This is a genomic window from Xenorhabdus stockiae, assembly GCF_002632825.1.
GTDB lineage: Bacteria > Pseudomonadota > Gammaproteobacteria > Enterobacterales > Enterobacteriaceae > Xenorhabdus > Xenorhabdus stockiae.
This window is the reverse complement of sequence record NZ_NJAJ01000014.1, coordinates 90396-111960: the sequence shown is the minus strand read 5'-3', so window position 1 is coordinate 111960 and position 21565 is coordinate 90396. Positions and strand designations below refer to the sequence as shown.

34 protein-coding genes are annotated in these 21565 nt (G+C 47.5%); 22 read left to right on the top strand and 12 right to left on the bottom strand.

Going from position 1 to position 21565, the window contains the following annotated elements; translation table 11 throughout:
- Positions 1-358: 358 nt before the first annotated feature.
- The 6 genes from Xsto_RS09175 to Xsto_RS09150 form a co-directional block, all read right to left on the bottom strand.
- A complete protein-coding gene (locus Xsto_RS09175; protein WP_099124863.1) occupies positions 359-1621 on the bottom strand; it encodes a tyrosine-type recombinase/integrase in 1263 nt (420 codons plus the stop codon).
- A 326-nt stretch (positions 1622-1947) separates the two neighbouring features.
- Positions 1948-2949 (bottom strand): phage integrase, encoded by a 1002-nt coding sequence (locus tag Xsto_RS09170; RefSeq protein ID WP_099124862.1) that lies wholly within the window; start codon positions 2947-2949, stop codon positions 1948-1950.
- Positions 2950-2951: 2 nt separating this feature from the next.
- Entirely contained in the window at positions 2952-3314 is a 363-nt protein-coding gene (locus Xsto_RS09165) for a DUF2511 domain-containing protein (protein ID WP_169926619.1), read from the bottom strand.
- The gene (locus tag Xsto_RS09160) at positions 3311-3688 is read right to left on the bottom strand and encodes a hypothetical protein (RefSeq protein WP_099124860.1); all 378 of its coding nucleotides are present in this window, start codon (positions 3686-3688) and stop codon (positions 3311-3313) included. The genes Xsto_RS09165 and Xsto_RS09160 overlap by 4 nt, the downstream gene beginning before the upstream one ends.
- 107 nt (positions 3689-3795) lie before the next feature.
- Positions 3796-4125: a helix-turn-helix domain-containing protein gene (locus Xsto_RS09155; RefSeq protein WP_099124859.1), complete on the bottom strand. Its 330-nt coding sequence runs from the start codon at positions 4123-4125 to the stop codon at positions 3796-3798.
- A gap of 195 nt (positions 4126-4320) precedes the next feature.
- Positions 4321-4689 carry a helix-turn-helix domain-containing protein gene (locus Xsto_RS09150; protein ID WP_099124858.1) on the bottom strand — a complete coding sequence of 123 codons (369 nt, stop codon included), beginning with the start codon at positions 4687-4689 and terminating at the stop codon, positions 4321-4323.
- 60 nt (positions 4690-4749) lie between these two features.
- On the opposite strand from Xsto_RS09150, the gene Xsto_RS09145 reads away from it, so the two are divergent.
- From Xsto_RS09145 to Xsto_RS09095, 11 genes are all read left to right on the top strand, one after another.
- Positions 4750-4935 carry a hypothetical protein gene (locus Xsto_RS09145; protein WP_099124857.1) on the top strand — a complete coding sequence of 62 codons (186 nt, stop codon included), beginning with the start codon at positions 4750-4752 and terminating at the stop codon, positions 4933-4935.
- Between the two features lie 7 nt (positions 4936-4942).
- A complete protein-coding gene (locus Xsto_RS09140) occupies positions 4943-5164 on the top strand; it encodes a DNA-binding protein (RefSeq protein WP_099124856.1) in 222 nt (73 codons plus the stop codon).
- 26 nt (positions 5165-5190) lie between these two features.
- The gene (locus Xsto_RS09135) at positions 5191-5427 is read left to right on the top strand and encodes a hypothetical protein (protein WP_099124855.1); all 237 of its coding nucleotides are present in this window, start codon (positions 5191-5193) and stop codon (positions 5425-5427) included.
- 143 nt (positions 5428-5570) lie between these two features.
- Entirely contained in the window at positions 5571-5915 is a 345-nt protein-coding gene (locus Xsto_RS09130; protein WP_099124854.1) for a DUF5347 family protein, read from the top strand.
- Between the two features lie 75 nt (positions 5916-5990).
- The gene (locus Xsto_RS09125; protein ID WP_099124853.1) at positions 5991-6233 is read left to right on the top strand and encodes a DUF2732 family protein; all 243 of its coding nucleotides are present in this window, start codon (positions 5991-5993) and stop codon (positions 6231-6233) included.
- A complete protein-coding gene (locus Xsto_RS09120) occupies positions 6226-6447 on the top strand; it encodes a TraR/DksA family transcriptional regulator (protein ID WP_099124852.1) in 222 nt (73 codons plus the stop codon). Before Xsto_RS09125 ends, Xsto_RS09120 begins: the two co-directional genes overlap by 8 nt.
- Before the next feature lies 1 nt (position 6448).
- Positions 6449-7282: a DNA adenine methylase gene (locus Xsto_RS09115; protein ID WP_099124851.1), complete on the top strand. Its 834-nt coding sequence runs from the start codon at positions 6449-6451 to the stop codon at positions 7280-7282.
- Positions 7282-7614: a DUF5405 family protein gene (locus Xsto_RS09110; RefSeq protein WP_099124850.1), complete on the top strand. Its 333-nt coding sequence runs from the start codon at positions 7282-7284 to the stop codon at positions 7612-7614. Before Xsto_RS09115 ends, Xsto_RS09110 begins: the two co-directional genes overlap by 1 nt.
- A complete protein-coding gene (locus Xsto_RS09105) occupies positions 7608-9968 on the top strand; it encodes a replication endonuclease (RefSeq protein WP_099124849.1) in 2361 nt (786 codons plus the stop codon). Before Xsto_RS09110 ends, Xsto_RS09105 begins: the two co-directional genes overlap by 7 nt.
- Before the next feature lies 1 nt (position 9969).
- A complete protein-coding gene (locus tag Xsto_RS09100; protein WP_099124848.1) occupies positions 9970-10230 on the top strand; it encodes a hypothetical protein in 261 nt (86 codons plus the stop codon).
- Positions 10227-10856 (top strand): terminase large subunit domain-containing protein, encoded by a 630-nt coding sequence (locus Xsto_RS09095; protein WP_244590365.1) that lies wholly within the window; start codon positions 10227-10229, stop codon positions 10854-10856. The genes Xsto_RS09100 and Xsto_RS09095 overlap by 4 nt, the downstream gene beginning before the upstream one ends.
- A gap of 282 nt (positions 10857-11138) precedes the next feature.
- Here Xsto_RS09095 and Xsto_RS09090 read toward each other — a convergent pair whose 3' ends face one another.
- Positions 11139-11450: a hypothetical protein gene (locus Xsto_RS09090; protein ID WP_099124847.1), complete on the bottom strand. Its 312-nt coding sequence runs from the start codon at positions 11448-11450 to the stop codon at positions 11139-11141.
- A 39-nt stretch (positions 11451-11489) separates the two neighbouring features.
- A complete protein-coding gene (locus tag Xsto_RS09085; protein WP_099124846.1) occupies positions 11490-11822 on the bottom strand; it encodes a hypothetical protein in 333 nt (110 codons plus the stop codon).
- 692 nt (positions 11823-12514) lie between these two features.
- Here Xsto_RS09085 and Xsto_RS09080 point away from each other — a divergent pair.
- Positions 12515-12952 carry a DUF1240 domain-containing protein gene (locus Xsto_RS09080; RefSeq protein ID WP_169926618.1) on the top strand — a complete coding sequence of 146 codons (438 nt, stop codon included), beginning with the start codon at positions 12515-12517 and terminating at the stop codon, positions 12950-12952.
- 56 nt (positions 12953-13008) lie between these two features.
- On the opposite strand, the gene Xsto_RS09075 is transcribed toward Xsto_RS09080, so the two are convergent.
- Genes Xsto_RS09075 through Xsto_RS21395 form a run of 3 tightly spaced genes read right to left on the bottom strand, consistent with a single transcriptional unit; the run spans position 13009 to position 15927 of the window.
- Positions 13009-14034, bottom strand: a complete 1026-nt coding sequence (locus Xsto_RS09075; protein ID WP_099124844.1) for a phage portal protein — start codon at positions 14032-14034, stop codon at positions 13009-13011.
- Positions 14034-15803, bottom strand: a complete 1770-nt coding sequence (locus Xsto_RS09070) for a terminase ATPase subunit family protein (RefSeq protein WP_099124843.1) — start codon at positions 15801-15803, stop codon at positions 14034-14036. The genes Xsto_RS09075 and Xsto_RS09070 overlap by 1 nt, the downstream gene beginning before the upstream one ends.
- Complete coding sequence (locus Xsto_RS21395) at positions 15775-15927, bottom strand: hypothetical protein (RefSeq protein WP_169926617.1); 153 nt, start codon at positions 15925-15927, stop codon at positions 15775-15777. Before Xsto_RS21395 ends, Xsto_RS09070 begins: the two co-directional genes overlap by 29 nt.
- A 17-nt stretch (positions 15928-15944) precedes the next feature.
- On the opposite strand from Xsto_RS21395, the gene Xsto_RS09065 reads away from it, so the two are divergent.
- The 9 genes from Xsto_RS09065 (at position 15945) to Xsto_RS09025 (ending at position 20814) form a co-directional block, all read left to right on the top strand.
- Positions 15945-16769: a GPO family capsid scaffolding protein gene (locus Xsto_RS09065; RefSeq protein ID WP_099124842.1), complete on the top strand. Its 825-nt coding sequence runs from the start codon at positions 15945-15947 to the stop codon at positions 16767-16769.
- A 10-nt stretch (positions 16770-16779) separates the two neighbouring features.
- Positions 16780-17856, top strand: a complete 1077-nt coding sequence (locus Xsto_RS09060; RefSeq protein ID WP_099124841.1) for a phage major capsid protein, P2 family — start codon at positions 16780-16782, stop codon at positions 17854-17856.
- Positions 17856-18518, top strand: coding sequence for a phage terminase small subunit (gene gpM / locus Xsto_RS09055; RefSeq protein WP_099124840.1), 663 nt, complete (start codon positions 17856-17858; stop codon positions 18516-18518). The genes Xsto_RS09060 and gpM overlap by 1 nt, the downstream gene beginning before the upstream one ends.
- 84 nt (positions 18519-18602) lie before the next feature.
- Positions 18603-19067, top strand: coding sequence for a head completion/stabilization protein (locus Xsto_RS09050; protein WP_099124839.1), 465 nt, complete (start codon positions 18603-18605; stop codon positions 19065-19067).
- Complete coding sequence (locus Xsto_RS09045; protein ID WP_099124838.1) at positions 19067-19270, top strand: tail protein X; 204 nt, start codon at positions 19067-19069, stop codon at positions 19268-19270. The genes Xsto_RS09050 and Xsto_RS09045 overlap by 1 nt, the downstream gene beginning before the upstream one ends.
- Before the next feature lie 19 nt (positions 19271-19289).
- Positions 19290-19613 carry a phage holin, lambda family gene (locus Xsto_RS09040; protein ID WP_099124837.1) on the top strand — a complete coding sequence of 108 codons (324 nt, stop codon included), beginning with the start codon at positions 19290-19292 and terminating at the stop codon, positions 19611-19613.
- The gene (locus Xsto_RS09035; RefSeq protein WP_099124836.1) at positions 19606-20001 is read left to right on the top strand and encodes a structural protein; all 396 of its coding nucleotides are present in this window, start codon (positions 19606-19608) and stop codon (positions 19999-20001) included. Before Xsto_RS09040 ends, Xsto_RS09035 begins: the two co-directional genes overlap by 8 nt.
- Complete coding sequence (locus tag Xsto_RS09030; protein WP_099124835.1) at positions 19998-20447, top strand: lysis protein; 450 nt, start codon at positions 19998-20000, stop codon at positions 20445-20447. The genes Xsto_RS09035 and Xsto_RS09030 overlap by 4 nt, the downstream gene beginning before the upstream one ends.
- A 55-nt stretch (positions 20448-20502) precedes the next feature.
- Positions 20503-20814 (top strand): cupin domain-containing protein, encoded by a 312-nt coding sequence (locus tag Xsto_RS09025; protein WP_099124834.1) that lies wholly within the window; start codon positions 20503-20505, stop codon positions 20812-20814.
- Between the two features lie 60 nt (positions 20815-20874).
- Here Xsto_RS09025 and Xsto_RS09020 read toward each other — a convergent pair whose 3' ends face one another.
- Entirely contained in the window at positions 20875-21072 is a 198-nt protein-coding gene (locus Xsto_RS09020; protein WP_099124833.1) for a hypothetical protein, read from the bottom strand.
- Positions 21073-21148: 76 nt separating this feature from the next.
- On the opposite strand from Xsto_RS09020, the gene Xsto_RS09015 reads away from it, so the two are divergent.
- Positions 21149-21565, top strand: a complete 417-nt coding sequence (locus tag Xsto_RS09015) for a phage tail protein (protein ID WP_099124832.1) — start codon at positions 21149-21151, stop codon at positions 21563-21565.

The following is a 21565-nucleotide window of genomic DNA, read 5'->3' as shown; positions in this document are numbered from 1 at the left end:
GTACGTCTTTTTCTATTTTTCCAGCATATTTGAAGATTCTCATACTTAGCGATTTGATAATCGCCAGACTGAAACGAAGACTAAAGTGACAAACTTGGCTTTTCTGATCTGCCAGCAAGATTAGATACAACCGGCGGTTAATAATGTCACTGCCATGAGTCTTTCAGAACTGTTTCAACGTCTGCTTCTGATACTGAACAGACAAGCAGAGTTGATTGAATCCTAGAATAGCAAGAATATCAAATTAAAGCTTTAGCTAATACAACTATAATCAGTATAAAAATCAGACTCTGTTGGCAGTGCCAACAAAGTCTAAAAAAGCATCATATACTCAGTATGTTATGGATATTACTCAATATTACTTCCGGCGTTTCTTAGCAAAATCATACGGCGTGATATGTTTTTCGCGGTTGGCATCCAGATAATCGGCCCACCATTGCACCATCAGTCGCCGTTCATCCAGATGTTTAGAGGTGTGAATATAGGCGGCTCTGACGTTTTTTCTTTCTACGTGGCTTAATTGGCGTTCGATGGCATCATCATTCCATAATCCTGATTCACCCATAGCCCCGCGCGCCATTGTCCTGAACCCATGCCCGCAAACATCGGTTTTGGTATCGTAGCCCATGCCACGCAAGGCGTTATTAACCGTGCTTTCACTCATGACCTTTTGTGGATCGTGATCGTTAGGGAACATGACTTCACAGTCACCGCTCAGTTCGCGTAATGATTTGAACAAAATGACAGCCTGACGACTCAAAGGGACAATATGCTCCGTTTTCATTTTCATGCCCCGTTCGGAGAATTTAACGCCTTTAATGGCTTTTCTTGTGGCAGGGATTTTCCAGACAGCATTTTCAAGATCGAGTTCTTCCCAACGGGCAAATCTCAATTCACTGGAACGGACAAATGTTAATAAAGTCAGTTCCACCGCGATACGAGTGATTAAGCGTCCACGATAGCGAGAAAGTCGGCTTAAAAATTCAGGTAAACGTTCGTGGGGAAGGGCGGGGTGATGTTTAGATTTAACAGTGGAAAGTGCGCCAGCCATATCATTAGCCGGGTTGGAATCAAGGATATCATTCTGAACGGCATAACGCATGATGGAATTGACACGTTGCTGTAATCGCTGGGCAATATCATGTTTTCCATCAGCATCAACGGTTTTGATCGGCGCTAACAGTTGGCTTGTCCGTAAAGTGGAAATATCCAGCCTGCCAATATGCGGGAATATATAATGTTCAAGGCTGCGTAGAATGCGGTTGCCGTGATCTTCATTCCAACGTTTATTGCTGGCGTGCCAGTCACGGGCGACTTTTTCAAAGGTATGTTTTCCTTTTGCTCCAACGTGTGCGTCTTTTTTCTCGGCTTTGGGATCAATGCCCTGAGCAATCAGTTTCTTGGCTTCGTCTCGCTTAGCTCGTGCATCGGCTAAAGAAACAGTTGGATAGACACCGAAAGCCAGTCGGTCTTCTTTTTTATCGGTGGGGCGGTAGTACTTCATACGCCAGTACTTTGAGCCGCGTGTCGTGACTTCTAAATAGAGGCCACCACCATCAGCGAGTTTGTAGGTTTTTTCTTTGGGTTTTGCTGTTTCGATTTGTCGTGCGTTTAGTTTCATTATAAGGGGCACATTTAAAATAGAAGTTTAGGTGCCCCTGATTATGCCCCGCCGTGCATGTTGATTGCAATAGACTAGAGTAGACCTAAAAAGAAAAGACCTGATTGATTTATCAGGTCTTTCTAAGAATTAGTTTACTAGTGTAGACGTTAGTAAACTTATGTTTGGTGCCCAGGGCGGGACTTGAACCCGCACAGCCTTACAGCCGAGGGATTTTAAAGACTAGTCCACCTTTTTTAAAAACAATAAGTTAAGTAAAATCAAAATGCTATCATTGCTAAATATTAATATTTATTGCTATATATTTGGCACTGCTGCCATCGATTTTACTCTTCAAGTTGATCATAAGGGTTGAGTGTTAAAGCGAGGTCTAAATGGTCTGGTGCGAAGTGTGCATAACGCATAGTCATGTTAATTGTGCTATGCCCTAATATGCGCTGTAGAACCAAAATATTGCCACCATTCATCATAAAATGACTGGCAAATGTATGTCGCAGAACGTGAGTTGACTGCCCATCAGGTAAATCAATACCGGCTCTTTTAACCGCAGTCTCGAATGTGTCGTAACAGTTACTAAATAATCGCCCGCGTTTTTTCGGAAGACGGTCATATAAACGCTGGGAGATCGGAATAGTTCTGTTTTTGTTCCCTTTGGTTTTAGTATAGGTAACTTTATACTTCATCACGTGAGATTGAGTCAGATTTTGTGCTTCACTCCAGCGTGCGCCTGTTGCAAGGCATAAACGAACAACATGGCCGAGATCTTTGTTGGATGAATTATCACACTCAGCTAACAACCGCTTGATATCATCTGCATAAAGAAATGCTAGTTCCTGCTCGGCTTCTCTGAATTGCCGAATACCAACCAGAGGGTTCTCTCCTTTCCATTCATCTAAACGGATTAACTCTGCAAAGACAGCATGAAGATATGACTGTTCTCTATTCACAGTAGACTGGCTGGGTGACTTTCGTCCTTTGGCATTCCATTTACCGTTTAACCGTTCTTCACGATAAACAGCAAACATATTTTTATCGAAATCGGTAACGAGAGGGTTATTCAAACGTTCGCACACTGCTTCTAATTTTGCTTTGCGGCCCTCTCCATCTTTCAGCGTCTTTCCGTGCAGTTCATACCAACGGTTAACCAAATCGCCTAATTTCTGTATACCGCAAGTATCAATATTAAGAGTTTGCTTTTGCATTAGTTGTCGTTCGAATGCCATCGCCTCACCTTTTGTTGTGAATTGGCGTCTGACACGACGGCCATTACGGCCGTCAGGGAAACATTGGCATTGCCACTTACCGTTAGGAAGTTTACTAACTGCCATAATTAACCTTTATCACATAGCGTTAGAGCTTCATTTGTAAATGGGCTGAGGCTTACTTTTGCACCGGTGTATGGATTATCTTTCCAGAAAGAAGAACCATTAATATTTTGTGCTTCTTTTTTGCCATTGGTTTTTAATGTATTAGCTAATCCCGTTAATCCATATACGGTATTATCCGAGAGATCTTCGACAAAAACGCCGCCTTTATAACACTGCAATTCAGCTTTATCTGCATTAAAAGCCCACTTATCGCCATATGATTCTTGGCTGATTTCAAGGCTATTATAAGATTTTGTTGATTCAGATTGCTCTGAATCACAGGCTGTAAGAAATAGTGCCCCTGCTAAAATCAATACTTTTCTCATTGTAGCCATCCCATTAGTACCATTGTCATGGCGGCAAAAGAAGAAACCGTTTGGTTTTCGAATATTTGTTGATTTTTCTTTGCATCAGGATCAGGAGAAAAAGCATCATCAAGTTGACTGGCTAGCAATTCAGCATATGGCTTAATATCATCAATATCTTTTATTTCTGTTGAAATCTTATCTGTTAGTTTCCCATCAACCCACATACCAGCAATAAAGTCTGCACAAGTGGCAACTTTATTTTTCTCATTTGCCTTTTGCCAAGCTATGGCGTTAGATTTATGTAAATTACCACCCTCGTACCATTCTGCTGCGTGAGCTACACCAGTTAATAAAAATAGCGCTAATGTAATAGATAATAGTTTCTTTAACATACTTATTCCTTTTTATTTACAACGTAATCAATGTAATAAAATACCTAAAAATAAATAATCACGACTCTAAATATTAATATCACCATCATATTATTTTAGAGTCGTGATTATATTTTTACTCTTTCGTTAATTCTTTGGTATGTAATCGTATTGCTAATCGTTGATATATTTAAACGTGACGCCTGATTCATGGCGCGATAGTTTTCAATTACTTCTTGTTCATCTGTTGATATGTTCATGGGTTGAGTTTTGTTCCCTGTAACGATATACAGCATATCAAAGCCGTGTTCGGCTAACTTTTGTAAGTGCAGCCCACTAAGAGAGGCTTCGTTTTGTTCGTAACTGTATAGTGTGTTATGTGGGCATCCTATCAAATGTTCAAAATCAGTTTTCTTTAAGCCTAAACGTTCACGTTCCTCTGTGACTCTGCTTCCCATTGTGCTCACTAAAATATCTCCTATGTTTTGTTTGGATGTGTATTAATCAATATTTAAAAACAAATAGTTAGTGATTCACAATGTAACATTATGATACAGAGGGAACATATTCATGGATCACAATTACAAATGGTTATTATTTCATTTTGGTTATTTTAATGTGGTAAATCATGCGGTTGATTGTAATTTAATCTTTTATCCGCTTTTTGCCTGTTTATTAGGTGTTGATTGTGCAAAAGCGGAACCCACAGCTTGCATGTTTACGCGAGATTCTTCGCTCATAGCGCGATAGTGTTCAATTAATTTTTGCTCTTCCATGGAAATAGCTACTGGTGCTGTTGGTATTCCAGTTATGATGTAAGTGATATCAAAGCCATATGCATTGGAAAGCATAGAAAGCATTGCAGCATCGGGAACTGTTTCTCCTCTTTCATATTTACCCCAAGTCCTTGTAGATACTCCAAAATTTTTAGCCATTGAATCCTGACTTGCACCTGATTTTTCCCTTTCCTCTCTTAATCGTTTTCCGATTAGGAATGAAAGTTCCTCTTTTTGAGTTGACATAGGAATAATTCTTCCTTAAAGTTGTTTGTATCGTTACTTAGTGGATCACAATATATCATCATGACACTCAATAAGCATATTAGACGGTCACGATTACCGCGAGGAATCGCCTCAAAAAATCCTATCGTTATGCGGTTATCAGTCGATGAACGTGAAGAGTTGGAGGCTATTGCAAAAAAAGACAGCCGTTCTGTATCCAGCATGGCTCGCATCATTTATCTCAGTGCTGTGCAGAACTTCCGGTGAGGTGTGTATGAGTACAATCAACAATGTAAATAACATTTCTATCACCGTTAACGTTGAGTCGGCATACGTTTCATTAAAAAAGTACTCAGAAATTACAGAGATCCCTTTCAACACCTGCCGTGCAATGGTTGCAGATGGCCGCATTATCATCAGGCCAAAGAAAGGGGAAAAAGAGACGGTCGAAGTCAACATGATCGCCATGTTGAAAGATGCAATTAATAATAGCTAATAAATTATCCAATAGAGGTAATAAGCATGCGAAATATTATGCCAACACTAGAGGAATTAAATAAAGGCAGAGTCAAATTTGGGGCATTCTTAGTGCGTCCATTACCGAAGAACGCGGTTCGTGAAAATATGCGTTATCAGGTTGAAGACGGCGAACATTGTCACGGCCAATTTGATTCACGTAATGAAGCATTACGGTATTGTTATCAACGGTACAGGATAAAAATCCATGAACGAATTAAAGAGGGTGCAGCACAAATATAAAGTCAGCGGTAAAGACTTTTCTAATAGTAAAGTCACAAACGTGAGTTATAAAAAAGAAAACCCATTGATGATGACATTAGTTTCAATCGGGTTAGCAACAACCCTATTAACCCCGTTATTATCCATATTGTAAAGGTGATGCTATGGCTAATACAGAATCTCATCGCGCAGTGGTATTAACGCTGGATGAGCGTATTGACGGTATGTGTCAGGTAGCCAAAACAAGGGCCTCTGTGTTTAGTGGTTCCGTATCGGCAAGTGATAAAGCGATTGCCGAATTTATTAAAAATATGCGTGACCGTACTAATAATAGAAAGCGTAATAATAAAAAATTATTGCATGTGCTTTTTCATTTGGCCGGATTACCTAAATCTCGCTATGACGCACAATATGAGGATTTCACTCTTGATGAAAGACATTCATTAATTGAAGCCTTTATGCAATATAAAGCGGTGGCGGCCATTATGCCGGAGTCATTCGCTATTTAATTAAAACAACCAACATATTTTTTATTGGCGTTAATCGTCAGGGCTTTTTATTGCCTGAAATAAGGGAAAATAAAAATGAAAAATAACTATATCGCTAAATATGCCGTGAAGCATTCTGGCCCCGAATTTATCGAGCAATTAATTAAAGACGTACGCAAGGCAGAAAGACAGCATTGTGCTGATTTATATGCCGTCCGTTTAGTGAAGCTGTCTGCCCGTGTGCTGGATGAAAGGATGGGGCCTTCTGACAGTGCCGCGCTGCTGCAAGGCGAATCGGAAAATATCGAGCGTCAGGCGCAGGAGTGGAACCATGTCTAGGCAACTCGACCGTGCCTGTGAGCACGCCGCTGACATGTTGGAACGCCGCATTGCTGCTCACGTTAACCGCCCAGTCGGGGTTTCAGCTTTTCATTGTGAAGAATGCGAACAGCCTATACCAGAACAGCGCCGCAAGGTGATCCTCGGTGTAACCCGCTGTGCGCCTTGTCAGGAAGTGTTCGAACTGAACCAGAAACATTATCGGAGTGTGTGAGATGGCGAATAAAACTATTCTCAAATGGGCAGGCTCTAAAGTCCGCATTATGGATAAGTTACTGCCTCATCTGCCTGCCGGTCAGCGACTGGTTGAACCGTTCGCCGGTTCCTGTGCCGTTATGATGAACACGGATTACCCCGAGTATTTGGTGGCGGATGCGAATGCGGACTTGATTAACTTATACAAAGAAATTAATGCTGTTCCGGTTGGTACATTTCTTTATGAGGCGGAAAGTTATTTTGATAATTGGTTTGATTGCTCTAACACTGAAGATGATTATTACGAAAGTAGAGAAGTCTTCAATGCGCGTGATCTTGAAATCAGTTACGTTTCTAAAGCGTGTTTGTTTCTCTACTTAAACCGTCACGGCTATAACGGATTATGCCGCTATAACACCAAAGGTGAATTTAATGTTCCTTATGGGAAATATAAAAAGGTTTATTTCCCCGAAGCTGAAATCAAAGCGTTTCATCATAAATCATTGGGCCGTGCGAGTTTTGATTGTCAGGATTGGCAGCAAACACTCTTACACGTCAAAGATGGCGATGTGGTTTATTGCGATCCGCCATATCTCACTAAAGGTAAGGCCTTTACCCAATATCATCAGGTGAATTTCACACCTGCTGACCATGAGCTGCTGGCTGTGATTTTACACACACTCCATACCGACGAGGGTGTACCTGTCACCGTTTCTAATTCAATTGAAGCCAAAGAACTGTATGCCGATCTCGGTTTCACCATCCATGAAATCGACGCCCCGCGCACTATTGCCGCTAATGGCAACCGCCAGCCGGCGAAAGAGATTATTGCTGTGTTAGCAGGGAGGCAATAATGACAACAGACAATGCACCGATTGTTCTTGATCCTAAAAACGGCGTTTATATCACCGGCACCCGTTTTGCCGTTGTTGCTCATGAGAAGCATCCGGGCAAATTGGCGTTGTTGCAATTCAACACGTATGACGGCATTTACTCGCTGGTCGACTGGCATGACAGTGACGTGTCACTGGTCGCTGCATTGGTGAGTCTGCATGTCTCCTATATCCGCCACAAAATGCGCTCGGTGACAGAATATCTGGCTGCGGTTGAAACCATCGCCAAACGCTGCCAAACCGCATTGGCTCTGCTGAATCCGGAAACTTATGGCGGTGTGGTGACATGTTAAGCCGCCCGATTGATTTCAGTGTCCAACCCGAAGCTGAACCCGCCAATGGGCAGTATGCCTATTGGTGGAATGCACCGCGCCATCAGGCGGTAGCAGGTATTGAAAGATCGCTTACCCGTGAAAGACGCCTTCAGGGGCAAGCGATTTTGGCGGATATCGAATCCCTGCCGCGCATTCTGCGTTATCCCTATCAGAAACGTTATGAAAAGATACTGAAAGAACAGGGCTTGCTGAAAGCTCAGGATTTTCTGTATTTCGATTTTCATCAAAAATTCTGGCCACGCATTGAGGCAGTAACCCGTCGTTTTGAGATGGATACTCACACCACACTGATGACGACGGCCCGCATTTCTACTGAAATCAGTCAATTTAACCGCCTGCCTGATCTCCAGAATAAACCGCTAAAAAAACTGGCGACTCAAATTGCTGCCGGGTTCTTTACGCTGTTTGAGCAGTATTGTGATCAGTGCATTGCTGAGGCGAACGGCGATAAAAAAGCTATCTATCAGATGCGCAACCTGTCTCCGATTTATGGTGAGCTGGCGACATTGTCGCGCGGGCTGCATATCACACCGGCGCATTATGGCCGCTATCTCAAAGGCACGTTGCAACAGCGTGATGTGATTGCGGCGGTATCCCGTCTGGTCAATGACGATTTCTGGTATCGCCGGCTCAAGGCGCACCGTACCCGCTGGCGGGAAGCGTTGCTGATTGCCGCAATGGCAGTCAATAAAAACCGTTCCCCGTATGCCAGCCGTCAGGCCATTCAGGAAGTGAAGTCTCAGCGTCTGGCCAATATGCAGTACCTTGAGTCAATGGACATTGAAGATGTGGCCACCGGCGAGCGCTTTGATCTGGTTGAGAAGGTAATGCAAAGCATTTCTAACCCGGAAATTCGCCGTATGGAACTGATGGCGCAGATTGCCGGGATTGAACGGGTTGCCTCGGTGCGTGGGGATATCGGTATGTTTATCACCATCACGACGCCGTCAAAGTATCATCCAACCCGCCAGATGGGGGCAGACAAGGTGGCGGTGCTCAACAGCAGTTGGGCCAATGAAGCCTATACCCCGAAAGATGGCCAGCGTTATCTGGTGAAGGTCTGGGCGAAAATCCGCACGGCGTTTAAGGATGCAGGGCTGAATGTTTATGGTGTCCGGGTGGTCGAACCGCATCATGATGGCACGCCGCACTGGCATTTATTGCTGTTTACCGATAAAGCCAGCCGGGCGTCAGCGGTGGAGATTATGCGTAAAAAAGCCTTGCAGGAAGATGGCGACGAACGGGGCGCACAGCAGTACCGCTTCGAATGCCAGCATATGAATAAAGGTGGCGCAGTCGGTTATATCGCTAAATACATTGCTAAGAATATCGACGGTTACGCGCTGGATGGTCTGACCGATGATGAAACCGGTAAGCCATTAAAAGATGCGGCAGCGGCTGTGACCGCATGGGCTTCTACATGGCGTATTCCCCAATTTCAGTTCTATAACCTGCCTTCTAAGGGCGCGTACCGTGAATGCCGTCGCCTGCGTAGTCTCTGCATTGCTGACCAATTGGGTGAGGTGGCCGAAAAGGTCCGGGCTGCGGCCGATCAGGGGGACTTTGAAAACTACATACTGTCACAGGGCGGCCCTTGCACCCCGCGTGATCAGCAAACTATCCGCGTTGCCCGTGAAGTCAGCGACAAACTCAACCCGTATGACGAGGCGGTTTCTAATGTGGTCGGGATTTATGCGCAGCTCAACCCTGCCGCCGGCGTGTTGAAAACACGCGAGCGGGAATACCGGATTGTCAAAAAGCACGACAGCCAAGCCCCGGCATCCGTTGTGGCCGGTGAGGGTCTTGATCTTTTAAAAAGCGCCATCGGCGCGCCTCGGAGTCCTGTCAATAACTGTGGATCAGGGGATTGGCAGGCATGGGAGGACAGCCCAGCGTTACCCGCAGACTTAAGCGGTAAGGCGTTATCCGATGTTCTCCAATGGGGACGGGCGATGGAAACTAACTCCGCTGAGAATGGCGCACAGCGCGAGGAAATCGGCGTTTCGGGGCCTCGGGTTATTTCCCGCATCACGTTAACGCCAAAAGAAGAGGCGATGTTGCCGGAGGTCAGGCGGTTGACTGGGTTAATGGGGTTCGAAATCAGTAATCAGTCAATGGAAACGATGTTTATCAAGGGTATGAGTATCAGCTTTGAGGGTCAGCGTCTGCGAGTGCGTGACGGCACTGTGCAGTTGATGGATTTACCGGAGGAGCAGGAACGGAAGCAACGCGAGTTTGAGGCGCGTAAACAGGTGCGCCGCGAGGCATTGCAGGCGCGGATTATGAATCTTGGGGAAATGAGGAAAGCATAATATGAATTACTTACAACCAAAAGACTTGGCAGCCCTACAGCGATTTAAAGAAACATCTGATGATGGTGAGGGATACGACGTCTCTCGTGAACAAATGCACAGACTGGCTGAATTGGGCGTTGTTTGTTATCACAGCATGGGAATTTATAGCATTACATGGTTCGGAATGTATGTCTTAAATCCGTCTGATAAAGCATTACAGCCGCCGTTTAAAACGGAATCAGACCATTTTTGTGAGTTTTTAGAGGAAAAGTCACAATGATCACCTTAAAGTTAACGCCCGAAATCATTAACAACATTAACCGTAAATTTGTTTTAGATTTATTCGTCTGGCAGAAACGCTGGAAAGCCAATCAACATCACCGTAACCGCTTTTTGCATAAGTGCAGGCAGATAGGCGCTGATCATTATTTCGTGCTGGAAGCGTTAAGCGATGCCTGTCGGACGGGGCGGAATAAATTTTTTCTGTCCAATAAGGAATTCTTGCCGTTTTTTGTTTGTTATCTTGCGCAGTATTTCCCAAAGCAACAAGCCGATTTAACCGAAAATGCCGAAGACATTCATGGGGTCAGGCTGAGTAATGGCGCTGAAATCCGCTTTGTGCATGAAAACAGCTACGTTGCTACCCTCAGTGGCGATGTCTATGTGTCAGAGTGGGCTTTCTCGGATAATCCCATTCGGTTGGTGCAATTAGCGTTAAGTCTATCCATGCATGATACATGGCATAGAACGTTTTATTCCTCCAGATGTTCAGGCGATAACGGTGAGGAGGCCTATAAGCGTTTTTTTGCCTTGAACCGCATCAAGGGTGAATCGGTTTTTTTCGACACGGTGACGTTGTTTGATGTTGATAAAGGTTTCTTGAATGAAGAGAGGATTATTGAATGAAGAGAGGATTATTGAGCATTATTCACGAAAGGAGTTTGAAGAACTGTTTTTGTGTTGTTTTCCGCATAAGTAATACTAACCAAGAAGGTAATGTATAAAAATTAAGTTTCGCATGGAATGCGCTCTAATATTTTGTTTTAATGGAGTGATAAATAATTTTATCACTCCATTATATGATATAAAAAATATCATGTTAATATAAAACGTTATAATCTGGCGTATTGGCTTTTATCTTGCGTGGATTTTTTCAAAAGTTTTAATTTCAAAGAGTCATGGAAACTATTACGGTTTAAATTCCAAATGAAAGTCATAAATTGCCCATGGAGACTCGTATATGAAATAATTATTATTTTTAAGATAATCACCAAAATATTGATCGTCCGGATTGGATGAATGATAACCTAATCTAAATAAACCATTAACCTCTACAAACGCTATTCCAGTTGGTCTAGGGTCCACTGGTAATTTAGGTATGTTAAATGAACCCGTTTTTTCTTTATGCAAATCAAATATTTTTAGGTATGGATAATTGACTGTGTAGAGATATATATTAAGGGTATATTTTGTTTTATTGTGTACATATTTATAATCCATATTATAAATCCTCTGGTTATATTAATCGATGTTATATTATTATCCGCCTAAAGGAATTATAGTAATTGGAAAGCAATAATTAAAGTGTGGAGCGCCAACACTACAACCACCTTGATACTTAACAGAAAAATTTTGATAGCCATTCAAAAAAGAAGCATCATTTAAAGTCAATGAAGCGCTAAATCCTTGCATAGATATAGTACATTCAACCTGTTCTATAAAATACCCGAATTCCTCAAATATAGTAACAGGGAACGTAACATTAGGAGGTATAGTACCCTTCTGTATTATAGGATCTCCTGAAACCCCCCCTCCTGTAATCGACGATATAGTTACAGGTATTTGTGAGGCGTTATAAAACTTTATTTCCATGATATTCTCCTAGAAAATAAATAAACGGCGATCCAATTTTATTGAAAAATACAACTAAGTATATATCATAAATTAATGTCTTATTAATTTGTCGTTTTGATGTTGGCTTGTGCATTTAATTTCCTGACATTTTAATGACCACCTATAATTATTGGAAGGAAATTTATTATGACTCAGTCGCTTAAAATGAAAACAAACATAAACATATAGTAAGCGAAGTAAACTTATTCTTTTTGTATTTTTTAAAAGCTATTCAAAAAAATTAGTTTAAATTTATTTAATATACATAAATCTATACATTACGTGCATCAATCCGCAAGATCAAATAAGGATCTAATACCCTAGCAAGCACCAGCACTGGCGCGCTTCAAACGATCCCGTGCAGGTGCATAAAAAGCACTGCATTTAGTGAGCAGGCGCGGCGGGGTCACGACTGCGCGCGGCGGTGTTTATTAGCCATGCCAACCACCAAAAAATCAACATGACGAAACGTGAGAGCGTAGAAACACATTGAGCCTGACTCACAATGACAGACGTGTGTTTTTGTGGCGATAGCAGGTTTAAATCTCAAACGAGCATATTGTGATGATATTCAGCCCATTGTCAGTATTGATAATAACGTCATGTTTTGAAATCCTGATGACTATCAGAATAATCAGTACTACACATTGCGTGCAGAGGGAATGAGCGTTATGACAATAAAAAAAAGGGTTGGAGCTATTCTAGGATTATTAGCTGTTTTAGTGATACTGGTTTTTGGGGTTTGTGTTGTGGGCAGTGACCTGATCGCGCTGTTTAAGATGGAAGACCGGGTGCAATCCTCTTGGGGCATGTTCTTTATTGTTTTTTCCTCGCCGTTCTTTCTGTATGTTATTCTTTTCGTAATCTATTTATGGATGAATTACAAGCCAGAAGAGTTAGAAAAATCCAGAAAAAAGAAAAAATCGATAACACTCAATGGGCAAATTATGGGCTTTTTTCTCGCCATTGCGGTATTCGGATTTGTCGGGAGTATTCCGCTGTCGTGGTATATCCATTTCAGGTTGCTGGATATCGGGTATGTTATCTGCGAGAGTAAGTTTGGGAAAGGGTCAACCCGGTATGCGAAAGAGAAGAGACTCTGTCACTGAGTCTATCAAGCTGAGACTGAGTGACAGTTTTATCAGGATGCCATGATAGGCGGGGATTAGTTGTCCCCGTCCAGCGAGTAAGGCTCAAACCGGATCACCTCTTCCCCGAGCCAGTCATTAAGTTGCTTCATCTTGCTTTGCAATGGCAACAGTTCATTGCGCACAAACACTTTCGCCGCTTTTTCCACATCGCCAAAGCCGCCGGTGTTCTGCGGGATAATCCCCATCATCGGCGGCGGAACGCGGTGCGCCGCCAGAATATCATCGCGGCTGGCGTTCTTGATATTCAGAAACTCATCTTTGGCCGCCGCTTCGGATAGCGGAATAGTCTGAATGCCGTCTTTCTTGCCCCCCGGCGCATACAGAAACAGGTTGCGGAAATTGCCCGGTCCTTTGCTGTTTTTCAGGGCATCGCGGATATTGTTCACATCGGAAATATTCTGTGATGCATCGCTGATATACAGGATATAACCGGCATGACTGCCGTTCTGGTAATACTTGCGCCGAAACAGCGTGGCCGATTCATTCAGTAACGCCGAGGGCAGCGCCGCCAGATATTCCGGCAGGCCGTACAGCTCCTGATTAATGTCCGGTTCGATCAGGTGAAAGACCTGTCCGGTCGGGAACGGGTACGGCTGGCTGTGGTAGCCGTACTTCACAAACCAGTAAGTATCTAAATCTTCCCCGCGCCGGGTGAATTTGGCCGGGCAGTGTTTCAGGCTCAGCGGCTGGTCGAGACGGTTTTTCCTGAGTTCCAGATACGCATTACCGAACAGCAGAAAATCCAGCGCCCACGAATCGAAGGTCTGCCGGTTCAGCAGGCGATGAGGCATAAAAGTGTTGTACAGAATATTGCGTTTCACATACACCGCGCTGCTGTGATGCGGGGCGGAGCGGAACGAGACGGCCAGCCCGTGGAAACTGATGGGCGGCTCATACCAGCTGTCGACCAGCACACATTCGAGATAATCGTATATCTCGCGCCGGTCCAGCACCGGTACCGGATCACCAAAGGTGAAGGCCTCCATCGGGGCAGCGGACGCAGCCTGTCTGGCTGGGCGATTTCTGTTTTTACGGGACATCAGTAGACCTCAACGATATTTTTATGGTGGGGCACGTCACCGGTGATCGGTTCGTTAAACAGCGCGTGCATGGTGGCCCACGCCAAATCAGCGTGGCTGGCTTCTTCACTGCGGCTGGCCTCGTAAGTCGGGCGGTTGCCGCTGGCGGTGGTGGCCCGGCGAATGGCCATAAAACTCTGGGCAATGTCGGTGTGCCCGGCGTCAAACTCCAGCCGGCGGTGGTTGATAATGTCCCACGCTTTCAGTACCAGCGCATTTTTCACCGACGGGTTATAGATAAATTCCCGCACCGACGGGAAGAACGCTTTGACGTTCTGGTAGACCCCGTGGCCAATACCGGTCGAGTCAATGCCGATATATTCGACGTTGTAGCGTTCAGTCAGGGCGCGAATGGCCTCTGACTGGGCGCGGAAGTCCATCCCGCGCCACTGGTGCCGCTCCAGAATACGGAACTTACCGCCCGCGACCTGTGGTGGCGCAATGACCACACAACCGGCACTGTCCCCGTTCTCGCCCCCTTTGGCCGGGTCGTAGCCGATCCAGACCGGATAATACCCATAGGGGCGTAGCATCAGCGGCTGTACATCGTCCCAGACTTCCCAGCTGTCCACCATGCAGCCCTGCATCAGTTGCAGTGAGAAGATGGATTCAATATCGTCCATAAACTCACACATCAGCAGGTTCTGGTATTCATCCGGGCTGTATTCCAGCCGCAGCTGGTCGATATCAAACAGGGTACAACCGCCGGCGACCGCATCTTCCACGGTAACAATCTGCCGCCACTGGCCATCGGCACACAGCAGGCCATTGACGAGCGCCTCATGGCTGATATCCACGTCAATGCGGTCCGCTTTGGCCCGTCCCCGGTTATACAGTTTGCCCGACCAGTACGGGTAAGCGCTGTGGGTCAGGCTGGAAGGGGTAGAAAAGTAGGTTTGCCGCCACTGTTTGTGCATGGCCATCCCAGAGGCGACCTTGCGCAGTTCCTGAAAGCGCGGGATCCAGAAATACTCATCCAGATAGAGGTTACCGTGATAACTCTGGGCCGTGCGGGCATTGGTGCCGAGAAAGTAGAGCATCGCCCCGTTGCTTAAGGTGATGGGGTCGCCTTTCAGTTCGACGTCCACTTCCCGCGCCATCTCCAGAATGTAGCTTTTAAACACATGAGCCTGGGCTTTACTGGCCGAGAGAAAAATCTGGTTACGTCCGGTGGTCAGTGCATCCATCAGTGCCTCACGGGCAAAAAAGTACGTCGCCCCAATCTGGCGGGATTTCAGCAGATTGCGGATACGGTGTTGCTGACCGGCCTGATACCAGACTTGCTGATAACCAAACATCGTGTCATGGAACAGTTGTGTCAGTTTTTCGATCTGTTCGTCACTGAACACGTTCTTTTCCGGTGGCCGACGCTCGCCCTTGTTGCGGTTGGCGATGTTCGGGTTCAGGTCGGCTTCATTACCGCCATTGCTGTACTTGTTGATGCGGGCCTGCCGCTCCAGCTGGCGGTATAACAGGTCGATTTCCTTAAAATCCTTGCCCTCTTTTTGCTGTTTGGCAATCAGCTGGCACAGCCGCGCTTCCAGCGCCAGTTCAACCCGCTCAAAGGGTGTCACCTCGTCCCATTTGTCGCGGCGTTTCCAGCTGTGGATCGTGGTGGCGTTCTCATTAAGCATGTCCGCAATGCGCGCGATGCGATACCCGCTAAAATACAGGTGCATGGCCTGTTTGCGCGGGTCAAAGTTATTCACTATCGGTGTCGGTGTTTTCATGCCGCCAGACTACCGCCCCGGCCGCCATTTCTCCGCGCGGGCCGGTTGTGCCAGTTCCGGCACAAGCCCCATTGATTGTTTCCCCGGCGTAACGACACAAACTAATAGCCCATGACCCACCCATTAACCCCGGGGCGAATAATGTCCAAGAAATCCAAACCGTTTCGTATCTGTGTGGAAGGTGCGACCACCGACGGGCGCAAGATCCAGCGTGAGTGGCTGAGCCAGATTGCGGATAACTATAATCCGTCCACTTACGGTGCCCGTATCAATATGGAGCACTACAACTACTCATGGAGTCCGCGCTACGGCGATGTGGAATCCGTCTACACCGAAGAAATCAAAGACGGCGCCCTCGCCGGTAAGCTGGGGCTGTACGGTATTCTGACGCCGACGGACGAACTGATTGAAATGAACCGCAAGCGCCAGAAAGTCTACACCTCAGCCGAAATCAATCTGGATTTTGCCGATTCCGGCGGCGCGTATCTGGTGGGCCTTGCGGTCACCGACAGCCCGGCCAGTCTCGGTACCGAGATGTTGCAGTTCAGCGCCGGTGCCACTGCTAACCCGCTGAATGCCCGCAAACAACACCCTGACAATCTGTTCACCGCCGCGGAAGAGACGGTGCTGGAGTTTGTGGAAGCCATCCCTGAGAGTGACAAACCGTCGCTGTTTTCCCGCATTCAGGACTTTTTCCAGAAAAAACAGCAATCCGATGAGGCCCGTTTTACCGATATCTATCAGGCCGTCGAGCTGTGCGCCAAAGAGCAGCAGGCGACAGCGGAGACCGTCCAGACGCTGTCAAAGCAGGCCGATGAATTTGATGCATTCAGACAAAAACAGGCCGCGCTGGAAAACCAGCTGAATGACCTGAAAACCCAGTTAAGCCAGCAGGATAACCAGCCGCAGCAGCGCCCGGTGTCGCTGGGCAACACCGGCACCGCCGAACACCAGACTAACTGCTAACGGAGCACCCATGAAGAACCAGACCCGCCATCAATTTAATGCCTACCTGACCCGACTGGGGGAAATTTACGGCGTGGAAGCCAGTGCCTTCAGCGGCAAGGTGGAAGTGCAGCCGTCGGTGGCGCAGACACTGGAAGACGAGATCCAGCAAAGTGCCGACTTTCTGCAAAAAGTGAACGTCGTGCCGGTCAGTGAGCAATCCGGGCAGGCGATTGGCTTAGGCATCGGCTCCACCATTGCCGGCACGACCGATACGGACGATAAAGACCGCGAAACTACCGACCCGACCCGCCTGACGACCGTTGAATATCGGTGTGAACAGACCAACTTCGACACCAGCCTGACCTACGTCAAGCTCGATTTGTGGGCGAAATTCAAGGATTTTCAGCTGCGTATCCGTAACGCCATTATCCGCCGACAGGCCCTTGATCGCATTATGATTGGCTGGAACGGCATCAAGCGCGCCAAAACCTCCAACCGCACCCAGTACAAAATGCTGGAAGATGTGAATGTAGGCTGGCTGCAAAAAATCCGACAGGATGCACCGACCCATGTGTTAAGCAGCATTGCCGACAGCGAAGGCAAACCGATTTCTGACGTTATTCGTGTGGGGGCCGGCGGTGATTTCCTTAACCTTGACGCGCTGGTGATGGATACGGTCAACAACGCCATTGATGCCGAATATCAGGACGACACCGAACTGGTGGTGATTTGTGGCCGCGAACTGCTGGCAGACAAATACTTCCCGCTGGTGAATCAGTCCCAGCCCAACAGCGAGAAAATGGCCGCCGATGTGATTATCAGCCAGAAGCGGATCGGCAACCTGCCGGCGGTACGGGTGCCGTATTTCCCGCCGAAAGCCCTGTTGATTTCCCGTTTGGATAACCTGTCCATCTACTATCAGGAAGGCACCCGACGCCGCTCGGTACTGGATAACCCGAAACGGGATCGCATCGAAAACTACGAATCGGTCAATGAGGCTTACGTGGTGGAAGATTACCGCGGGGTGGCACTGATTGAAAATATCGAGATGCTGCCGGCGAAAAATCTGACGCAACCCGCCATGCCGGCCACTGAGGGACAATAATGGCCAGCCCGTGGCAGTGTCACCGGATACGTTTACAGGCAGAATCTACCGCCGGTTTACAGGGCGAGGCCCTGCAAAATAACAGCGGCTATAACCAGATGCTGCTGATGCTGGGCCAGCACCGCAAACAACTGAAAGGCATTCAGTCGATGGAAGGCAAGGCTCGTTTAAAGCAGAAGCTGTTGCCCCATTATGCGCCGTGGGTGACCGGTGTCCTCGCCACCGGGCAGGGCGCGCAGGACGATATCCTGATGTACGCGATGCTCTGGCGCATCGATGCCGGCGAGTATGACGGCGCACTGGACATTGCCGAGTATGCTCTGCGCCACCGGCTGGCGATGCCACAAGGCCACAGCCGCACCGCGGGCTGTGCGATAGCGGAAGAAATCGCCGACGCGGCCCAGCGCAGCTACAACGCCAAATCGCCGTTGCCACTGGCCACATTGGAACGGGCGGTCAGCCTGACCGATGAACAGGATATGCCTGATGAGGTGAAAGCCGAGCTGTACAAATGGCTGGGCTACAACCAGCGGGATAATGACCTGCCACAACCGGCTTACTGTTCACTGAGCCGGGCACTGGAACTGAATAACCGGGTGGGCGTGAAAAAGGATCTGGAACAACTCGCCAGAGTGATCCGCCAACGCCACGCCAGCCCTTAACGAACGTGCCAACACGCCGGGGCGGCACGGGGTAGCGACAGTCTCAATACCCCGTCCACCGCCCGCCTATTACAAGGTAACCGTATGGATTTTATTGCACCGCAACCTGCGCAGGATGCAGATATCACCCTCAGCAGCGATCCATTTTATCCCGCCGTCAGTCTGGGCCGCTACCGTGACGAGATGCGCAATGACGGCACCGTCACCACGCCCCGTTTAAAACAGGCGATGGCCAACGCCATTGTGGAAGCCAACCGCGAGCTACACCGCTGGCACTTGCTCAATATCCAGCAGGGCTATGCCACCTTATCTGGGGTACCGGCCTCAAGGGTGAATGGCGAAAGCGAGCTGATTTATCTCTATCACCGGGCCGTATTTTGTCTGACCAAAGCCAACCTGACCGAGCGTTATCGGGATATCGACACCACCGCAAACGGGGTGAAAAAAGCGGACACACTGGACAGCACCATTGATGATTTATGGCGGGATGCGCAGTGGGCACTGCGCCGGATACAAGGGCAGGATCATGCCATCGTGGAGCTGATTTAATGCGGGTCTGGGCACAACAATATGACACGGTGGATGCACTGTGCTGGCGTCACTACGGCCGGACACAGGGCGTCACCGAACAGGTACTGGAAGCCAATCCCGGTCTGGCGGATGTTGGCGTTATCCTGCCGCACGGCACCGAGGTGACATTGCCGGACATGGCGCCGGCACCGGTCACCCCCACCCTGCAATTATGGGATTAAAACATGATGAGAAGACAGCATGGACAAACAACCTGATCTCTGGGCCGAGGTCTTAAACGGCTTACAGCAGGCGTGGCCGCAAATCTCCGGCTCGCTGTTAGCGGTGCTGATTTGCTATGGCCGGCTGATTTATGACGGCGTGGAGCGTAAAAACCGCTGGGTCGAACCGTTACTGTGCGGGGCGTTTTCATGGGGGATTGCCAGCGGACTGGAAGTGTTCGGCATTCCCGGCACCGTGTCACCGGCACTGGGGGGCGCTATCGGCTTTATCGGGGTTGAAAAACTGCGCGAGTTTGCGATCCGCGCCATTAACAAACGACTGGGAGACAAACCGCATGAGTAGAGGCATTCGCAACCACAATCCGGGCAATATCCGCCACGGCGATAACTGGCAGGGCCTGAGTGATCCTCAGACTGACAATGCTTTTTGCCAGTTTACCGCGCCGGAATGGGGCATTCGGGCCATGCTGAAAATTCTGCGTAACTATGAGCGCAAATATGGCCTGAACAGCATCCGCCAAATCATTACCCGCTGGGCACCGCCCCATGAGAACCAGACGGAAAACTACATTGCCTATGTGTGCAAGGTTGTCGGGATTGCCAGCCATGCGGTGATTGATGTCGATAACGCAGTGACAATGCGCCGACTGGTCAAAGCCATCATTCAGATGGAGAACGGCCAGCAGCCTTATTCTGAGGCCATATTTGAAAAAGCCTTTGAGTTGCTATGAATTTGAAATATCAAATTTACTCTCTCATTGGCATTGTTCTGTTAGGGGCCGTTTGCCGCTTTTACATTGATAGAAGTCTGGCGTTAGGGAAAGAAAATAAACAACTTCACCAATCCCTATCAGAACAGCTTGTCATTAATACAAAACAACAGGTGCGCATCAAACAGTTGGCTGAGCAGGATGCGCAACGTTTACAGGCACTGACCCATGCGAAGACTGAAATTGACCGGCTGCACACTGCTTCTCTGGCTCATCCTGAGCGGGTGTACATCAAAGCCCAGTGTCCCGCCCCTGAAACCGTTGCCACCGCCGGCATGGCTGATGCAGCCCGCGCCCGACCTACAGACACCGCTGTCCGAAATTATTGGTTACTCCGGGAACGTATCGCCATCACCGGGCAAATGATCGCTGGGTTACAGGATTATATTCAGACCCAGTGTCAATAAATCCGACGCTGTAGTATGTTAACGATCTGTAAATAACCGTAGAGATATTAATCAGATGGAACATATCAAAAGCAAAACATTTAAAGCCGAACGGGCATGGGGTTCACGGCTTATTACCAATCTGGATGGCGTTACTGTCAAACTGCATTGGACGGATCAGCCGTACAAATGGCATATCAATGACGGGGAAGAAGTTTTCGCGGTGATGGATGGCACGGTGGAGATGCACTACAAAGAACACGGACAAGTCAAAATTGCCCGACTGGAAACCGGTGAGCTGTTTTATGCCACCGTCGGCACAGAACATGTCGCCCATCCGGTGGGCGAGGCCCGAATACTGGTGATAGAACGGGAAGGTAGTGTTTAGCGAAAAGGAAGACAACCACCCCGAGACGATGAACGGTTGCAGTGTATCGGGTTATTGGTGCTATTCGTCATAATATTGGATGGATTCCCCGGCAGGAAGCTCATTAATGGATTTCCATTTATGGCCGGGCTGGGAGGTCTGGGGCATGAGTCTGTTATCACCCACAACAACAAAGTACATGATTTCATTGCCATCAGAGTCGATTTCCTGAAACAGACCACCGCCTCTGCCGGTATAAGCTTTTGGATCTAATAACATAACATTATCCTTTTCATTTGATATAGGGTGACTTCACGGGAAATCATTATATTCCCATTGATAGGACAGGTGATTAATGAATAAACCGCATTTATTACGTGCAGAACTGACCGGCAAAATCCCTTACCTGCGTGATAACCCCGAATATCTTCACCTGTTTGTGGAAGACGGTGCGGTGATGGCCACCTTAGCACCGTCGCTGTCGTATGAATACGAATACACCCTGAACCTGATTATTGAAGCCTATCCGGGCGACCAGAATATTTTAATGGCGGTGGTCGGCCATTGGCTGCGTGAACACCAGCCGGATATCTTTGCCAACCCCGATAACCGCCGCAGCGGCTTTACCTTTGATGTCAATATCCTCAATGACCAGACCGCCGATATCAGTATTGATCTGAAACTCACCGAGCGGGTACGGGTCAGCACCGAGGATGGCATTAGCACCGTGACTGCTATCCCGGAGCCAGTCAACCCCTTTGTGCAGTGGTGA

Excerpts from the sequence above, each read along its gene's own strand:
- Xsto_RS09175 (WP_099124863.1), bottom strand. The coding sequence starts at position 1,621 with ATGAAACTAAACGCACGACAAATCGAAACAGCAAAACCCAAAGAAAAA.
- Xsto_RS09170 (WP_099124862.1), bottom strand. The coding sequence starts at position 2,949 with ATGGCAGTTAGTAAACTTCCTAACGGTAAGTGGCAATGCCAATGTTTC.
- Xsto_RS09165 (WP_169926619.1), bottom strand. The coding sequence starts at position 3,314 with ATGAGAAAAGTATTGATTTTAGCAGGGGCACTATTTCTTACAGCCTGT.
- Xsto_RS09160 (WP_099124860.1), bottom strand. The coding sequence starts at position 3,688 with ATGTTAAAGAAACTATTATCTATTACATTAGCGCTATTTTTATTAACT.
- Xsto_RS09155 (WP_099124859.1), bottom strand. The coding sequence starts at position 4,125 with ATGGGAAGCAGAGTCACAGAGGAACGTGAACGTTTAGGCTTAAAGAAA.
- Xsto_RS09150 (WP_099124858.1), bottom strand. The coding sequence starts at position 4,689 with ATGTCAACTCAAAAAGAGGAACTTTCATTCCTAATCGGAAAACGATTA.
- Xsto_RS09145 (WP_099124857.1), top strand. The coding sequence starts at position 4,750 with ATGACACTCAATAAGCATATTAGACGGTCACGATTACCGCGAGGAATC.
- Xsto_RS09140 (WP_099124856.1), top strand. The coding sequence starts at position 4,943 with ATGAGTACAATCAACAATGTAAATAACATTTCTATCACCGTTAACGTT.
- Xsto_RS09135 (WP_099124855.1), top strand. The coding sequence starts at position 5,191 with ATGCGAAATATTATGCCAACACTAGAGGAATTAAATAAAGGCAGAGTC.
- Xsto_RS09130 (WP_099124854.1), top strand. The coding sequence starts at position 5,571 with ATGGCTAATACAGAATCTCATCGCGCAGTGGTATTAACGCTGGATGAG.
- Xsto_RS09125 (WP_099124853.1), top strand. The coding sequence starts at position 5,991 with ATGAAAAATAACTATATCGCTAAATATGCCGTGAAGCATTCTGGCCCC.
- Xsto_RS09120 (WP_099124852.1), top strand. The coding sequence starts at position 6,226 with ATGTCTAGGCAACTCGACCGTGCCTGTGAGCACGCCGCTGACATGTTG.
- Xsto_RS09115 (WP_099124851.1), top strand. The coding sequence starts at position 6,449 with ATGGCGAATAAAACTATTCTCAAATGGGCAGGCTCTAAAGTCCGCATT.
- Xsto_RS09110 (WP_099124850.1), top strand. The coding sequence starts at position 7,282 with ATGACAACAGACAATGCACCGATTGTTCTTGATCCTAAAAACGGCGTT.
- Xsto_RS09105 (WP_099124849.1), top strand. The coding sequence starts at position 7,608 with ATGTTAAGCCGCCCGATTGATTTCAGTGTCCAACCCGAAGCTGAACCC.
- Xsto_RS09100 (WP_099124848.1), top strand. The coding sequence starts at position 9,970 with ATGAATTACTTACAACCAAAAGACTTGGCAGCCCTACAGCGATTTAAA.
- Xsto_RS09095 (WP_244590365.1), top strand. The coding sequence starts at position 10,227 with ATGATCACCTTAAAGTTAACGCCCGAAATCATTAACAACATTAACCGT.
- Xsto_RS09090 (WP_099124847.1), bottom strand. The coding sequence starts at position 11,450 with ATGGATTATAAATATGTACACAATAAAACAAAATATACCCTTAATATA.
- Xsto_RS09085 (WP_099124846.1), bottom strand. The coding sequence starts at position 11,822 with ATGGAAATAAAGTTTTATAACGCCTCACAAATACCTGTAACTATATCG.
- Xsto_RS09080 (WP_169926618.1), top strand. The coding sequence starts at position 12,515 with ATGACAATAAAAAAAAGGGTTGGAGCTATTCTAGGATTATTAGCTGTT.
- Xsto_RS09075 (WP_099124844.1), bottom strand. The coding sequence starts at position 14,034 with ATGTCCCGTAAAAACAGAAATCGCCCAGCCAGACAGGCTGCGTCCGCT.
- Xsto_RS09070 (WP_099124843.1), bottom strand. The coding sequence starts at position 15,803 with ATGAAAACACCGACACCGATAGTGAATAACTTTGACCCGCGCAAACAG.
- Xsto_RS21395 (WP_169926617.1), bottom strand. The coding sequence starts at position 15,927 with ATGGGTGGGTCATGGGCTATTAGTTTGTGTCGTTACGCCGGGGAAACA.
- Xsto_RS09065 (WP_099124842.1), top strand. The coding sequence starts at position 15,945 with ATGTCCAAGAAATCCAAACCGTTTCGTATCTGTGTGGAAGGTGCGACC.
- Xsto_RS09060 (WP_099124841.1), top strand. The coding sequence starts at position 16,780 with ATGAAGAACCAGACCCGCCATCAATTTAATGCCTACCTGACCCGACTG.
- gpM (WP_099124840.1), top strand. The coding sequence starts at position 17,856 with ATGGCCAGCCCGTGGCAGTGTCACCGGATACGTTTACAGGCAGAATCT.
- Xsto_RS09050 (WP_099124839.1), top strand. The coding sequence starts at position 18,603 with ATGGATTTTATTGCACCGCAACCTGCGCAGGATGCAGATATCACCCTC.
- Xsto_RS09045 (WP_099124838.1), top strand. The coding sequence starts at position 19,067 with ATGCGGGTCTGGGCACAACAATATGACACGGTGGATGCACTGTGCTGG.
- Xsto_RS09040 (WP_099124837.1), top strand. The coding sequence starts at position 19,290 with ATGGACAAACAACCTGATCTCTGGGCCGAGGTCTTAAACGGCTTACAG.
- Xsto_RS09035 (WP_099124836.1), top strand. The coding sequence starts at position 19,606 with ATGAGTAGAGGCATTCGCAACCACAATCCGGGCAATATCCGCCACGGC.
- Xsto_RS09030 (WP_099124835.1), top strand. The coding sequence starts at position 19,998 with ATGAATTTGAAATATCAAATTTACTCTCTCATTGGCATTGTTCTGTTA.
- Xsto_RS09025 (WP_099124834.1), top strand. The coding sequence starts at position 20,503 with ATGGAACATATCAAAAGCAAAACATTTAAAGCCGAACGGGCATGGGGT.
- Xsto_RS09020 (WP_099124833.1), bottom strand. The coding sequence starts at position 21,072 with ATGTTATTAGATCCAAAAGCTTATACCGGCAGAGGCGGTGGTCTGTTT.
- Xsto_RS09015 (WP_099124832.1), top strand. The coding sequence starts at position 21,149 with ATGAATAAACCGCATTTATTACGTGCAGAACTGACCGGCAAAATCCCT.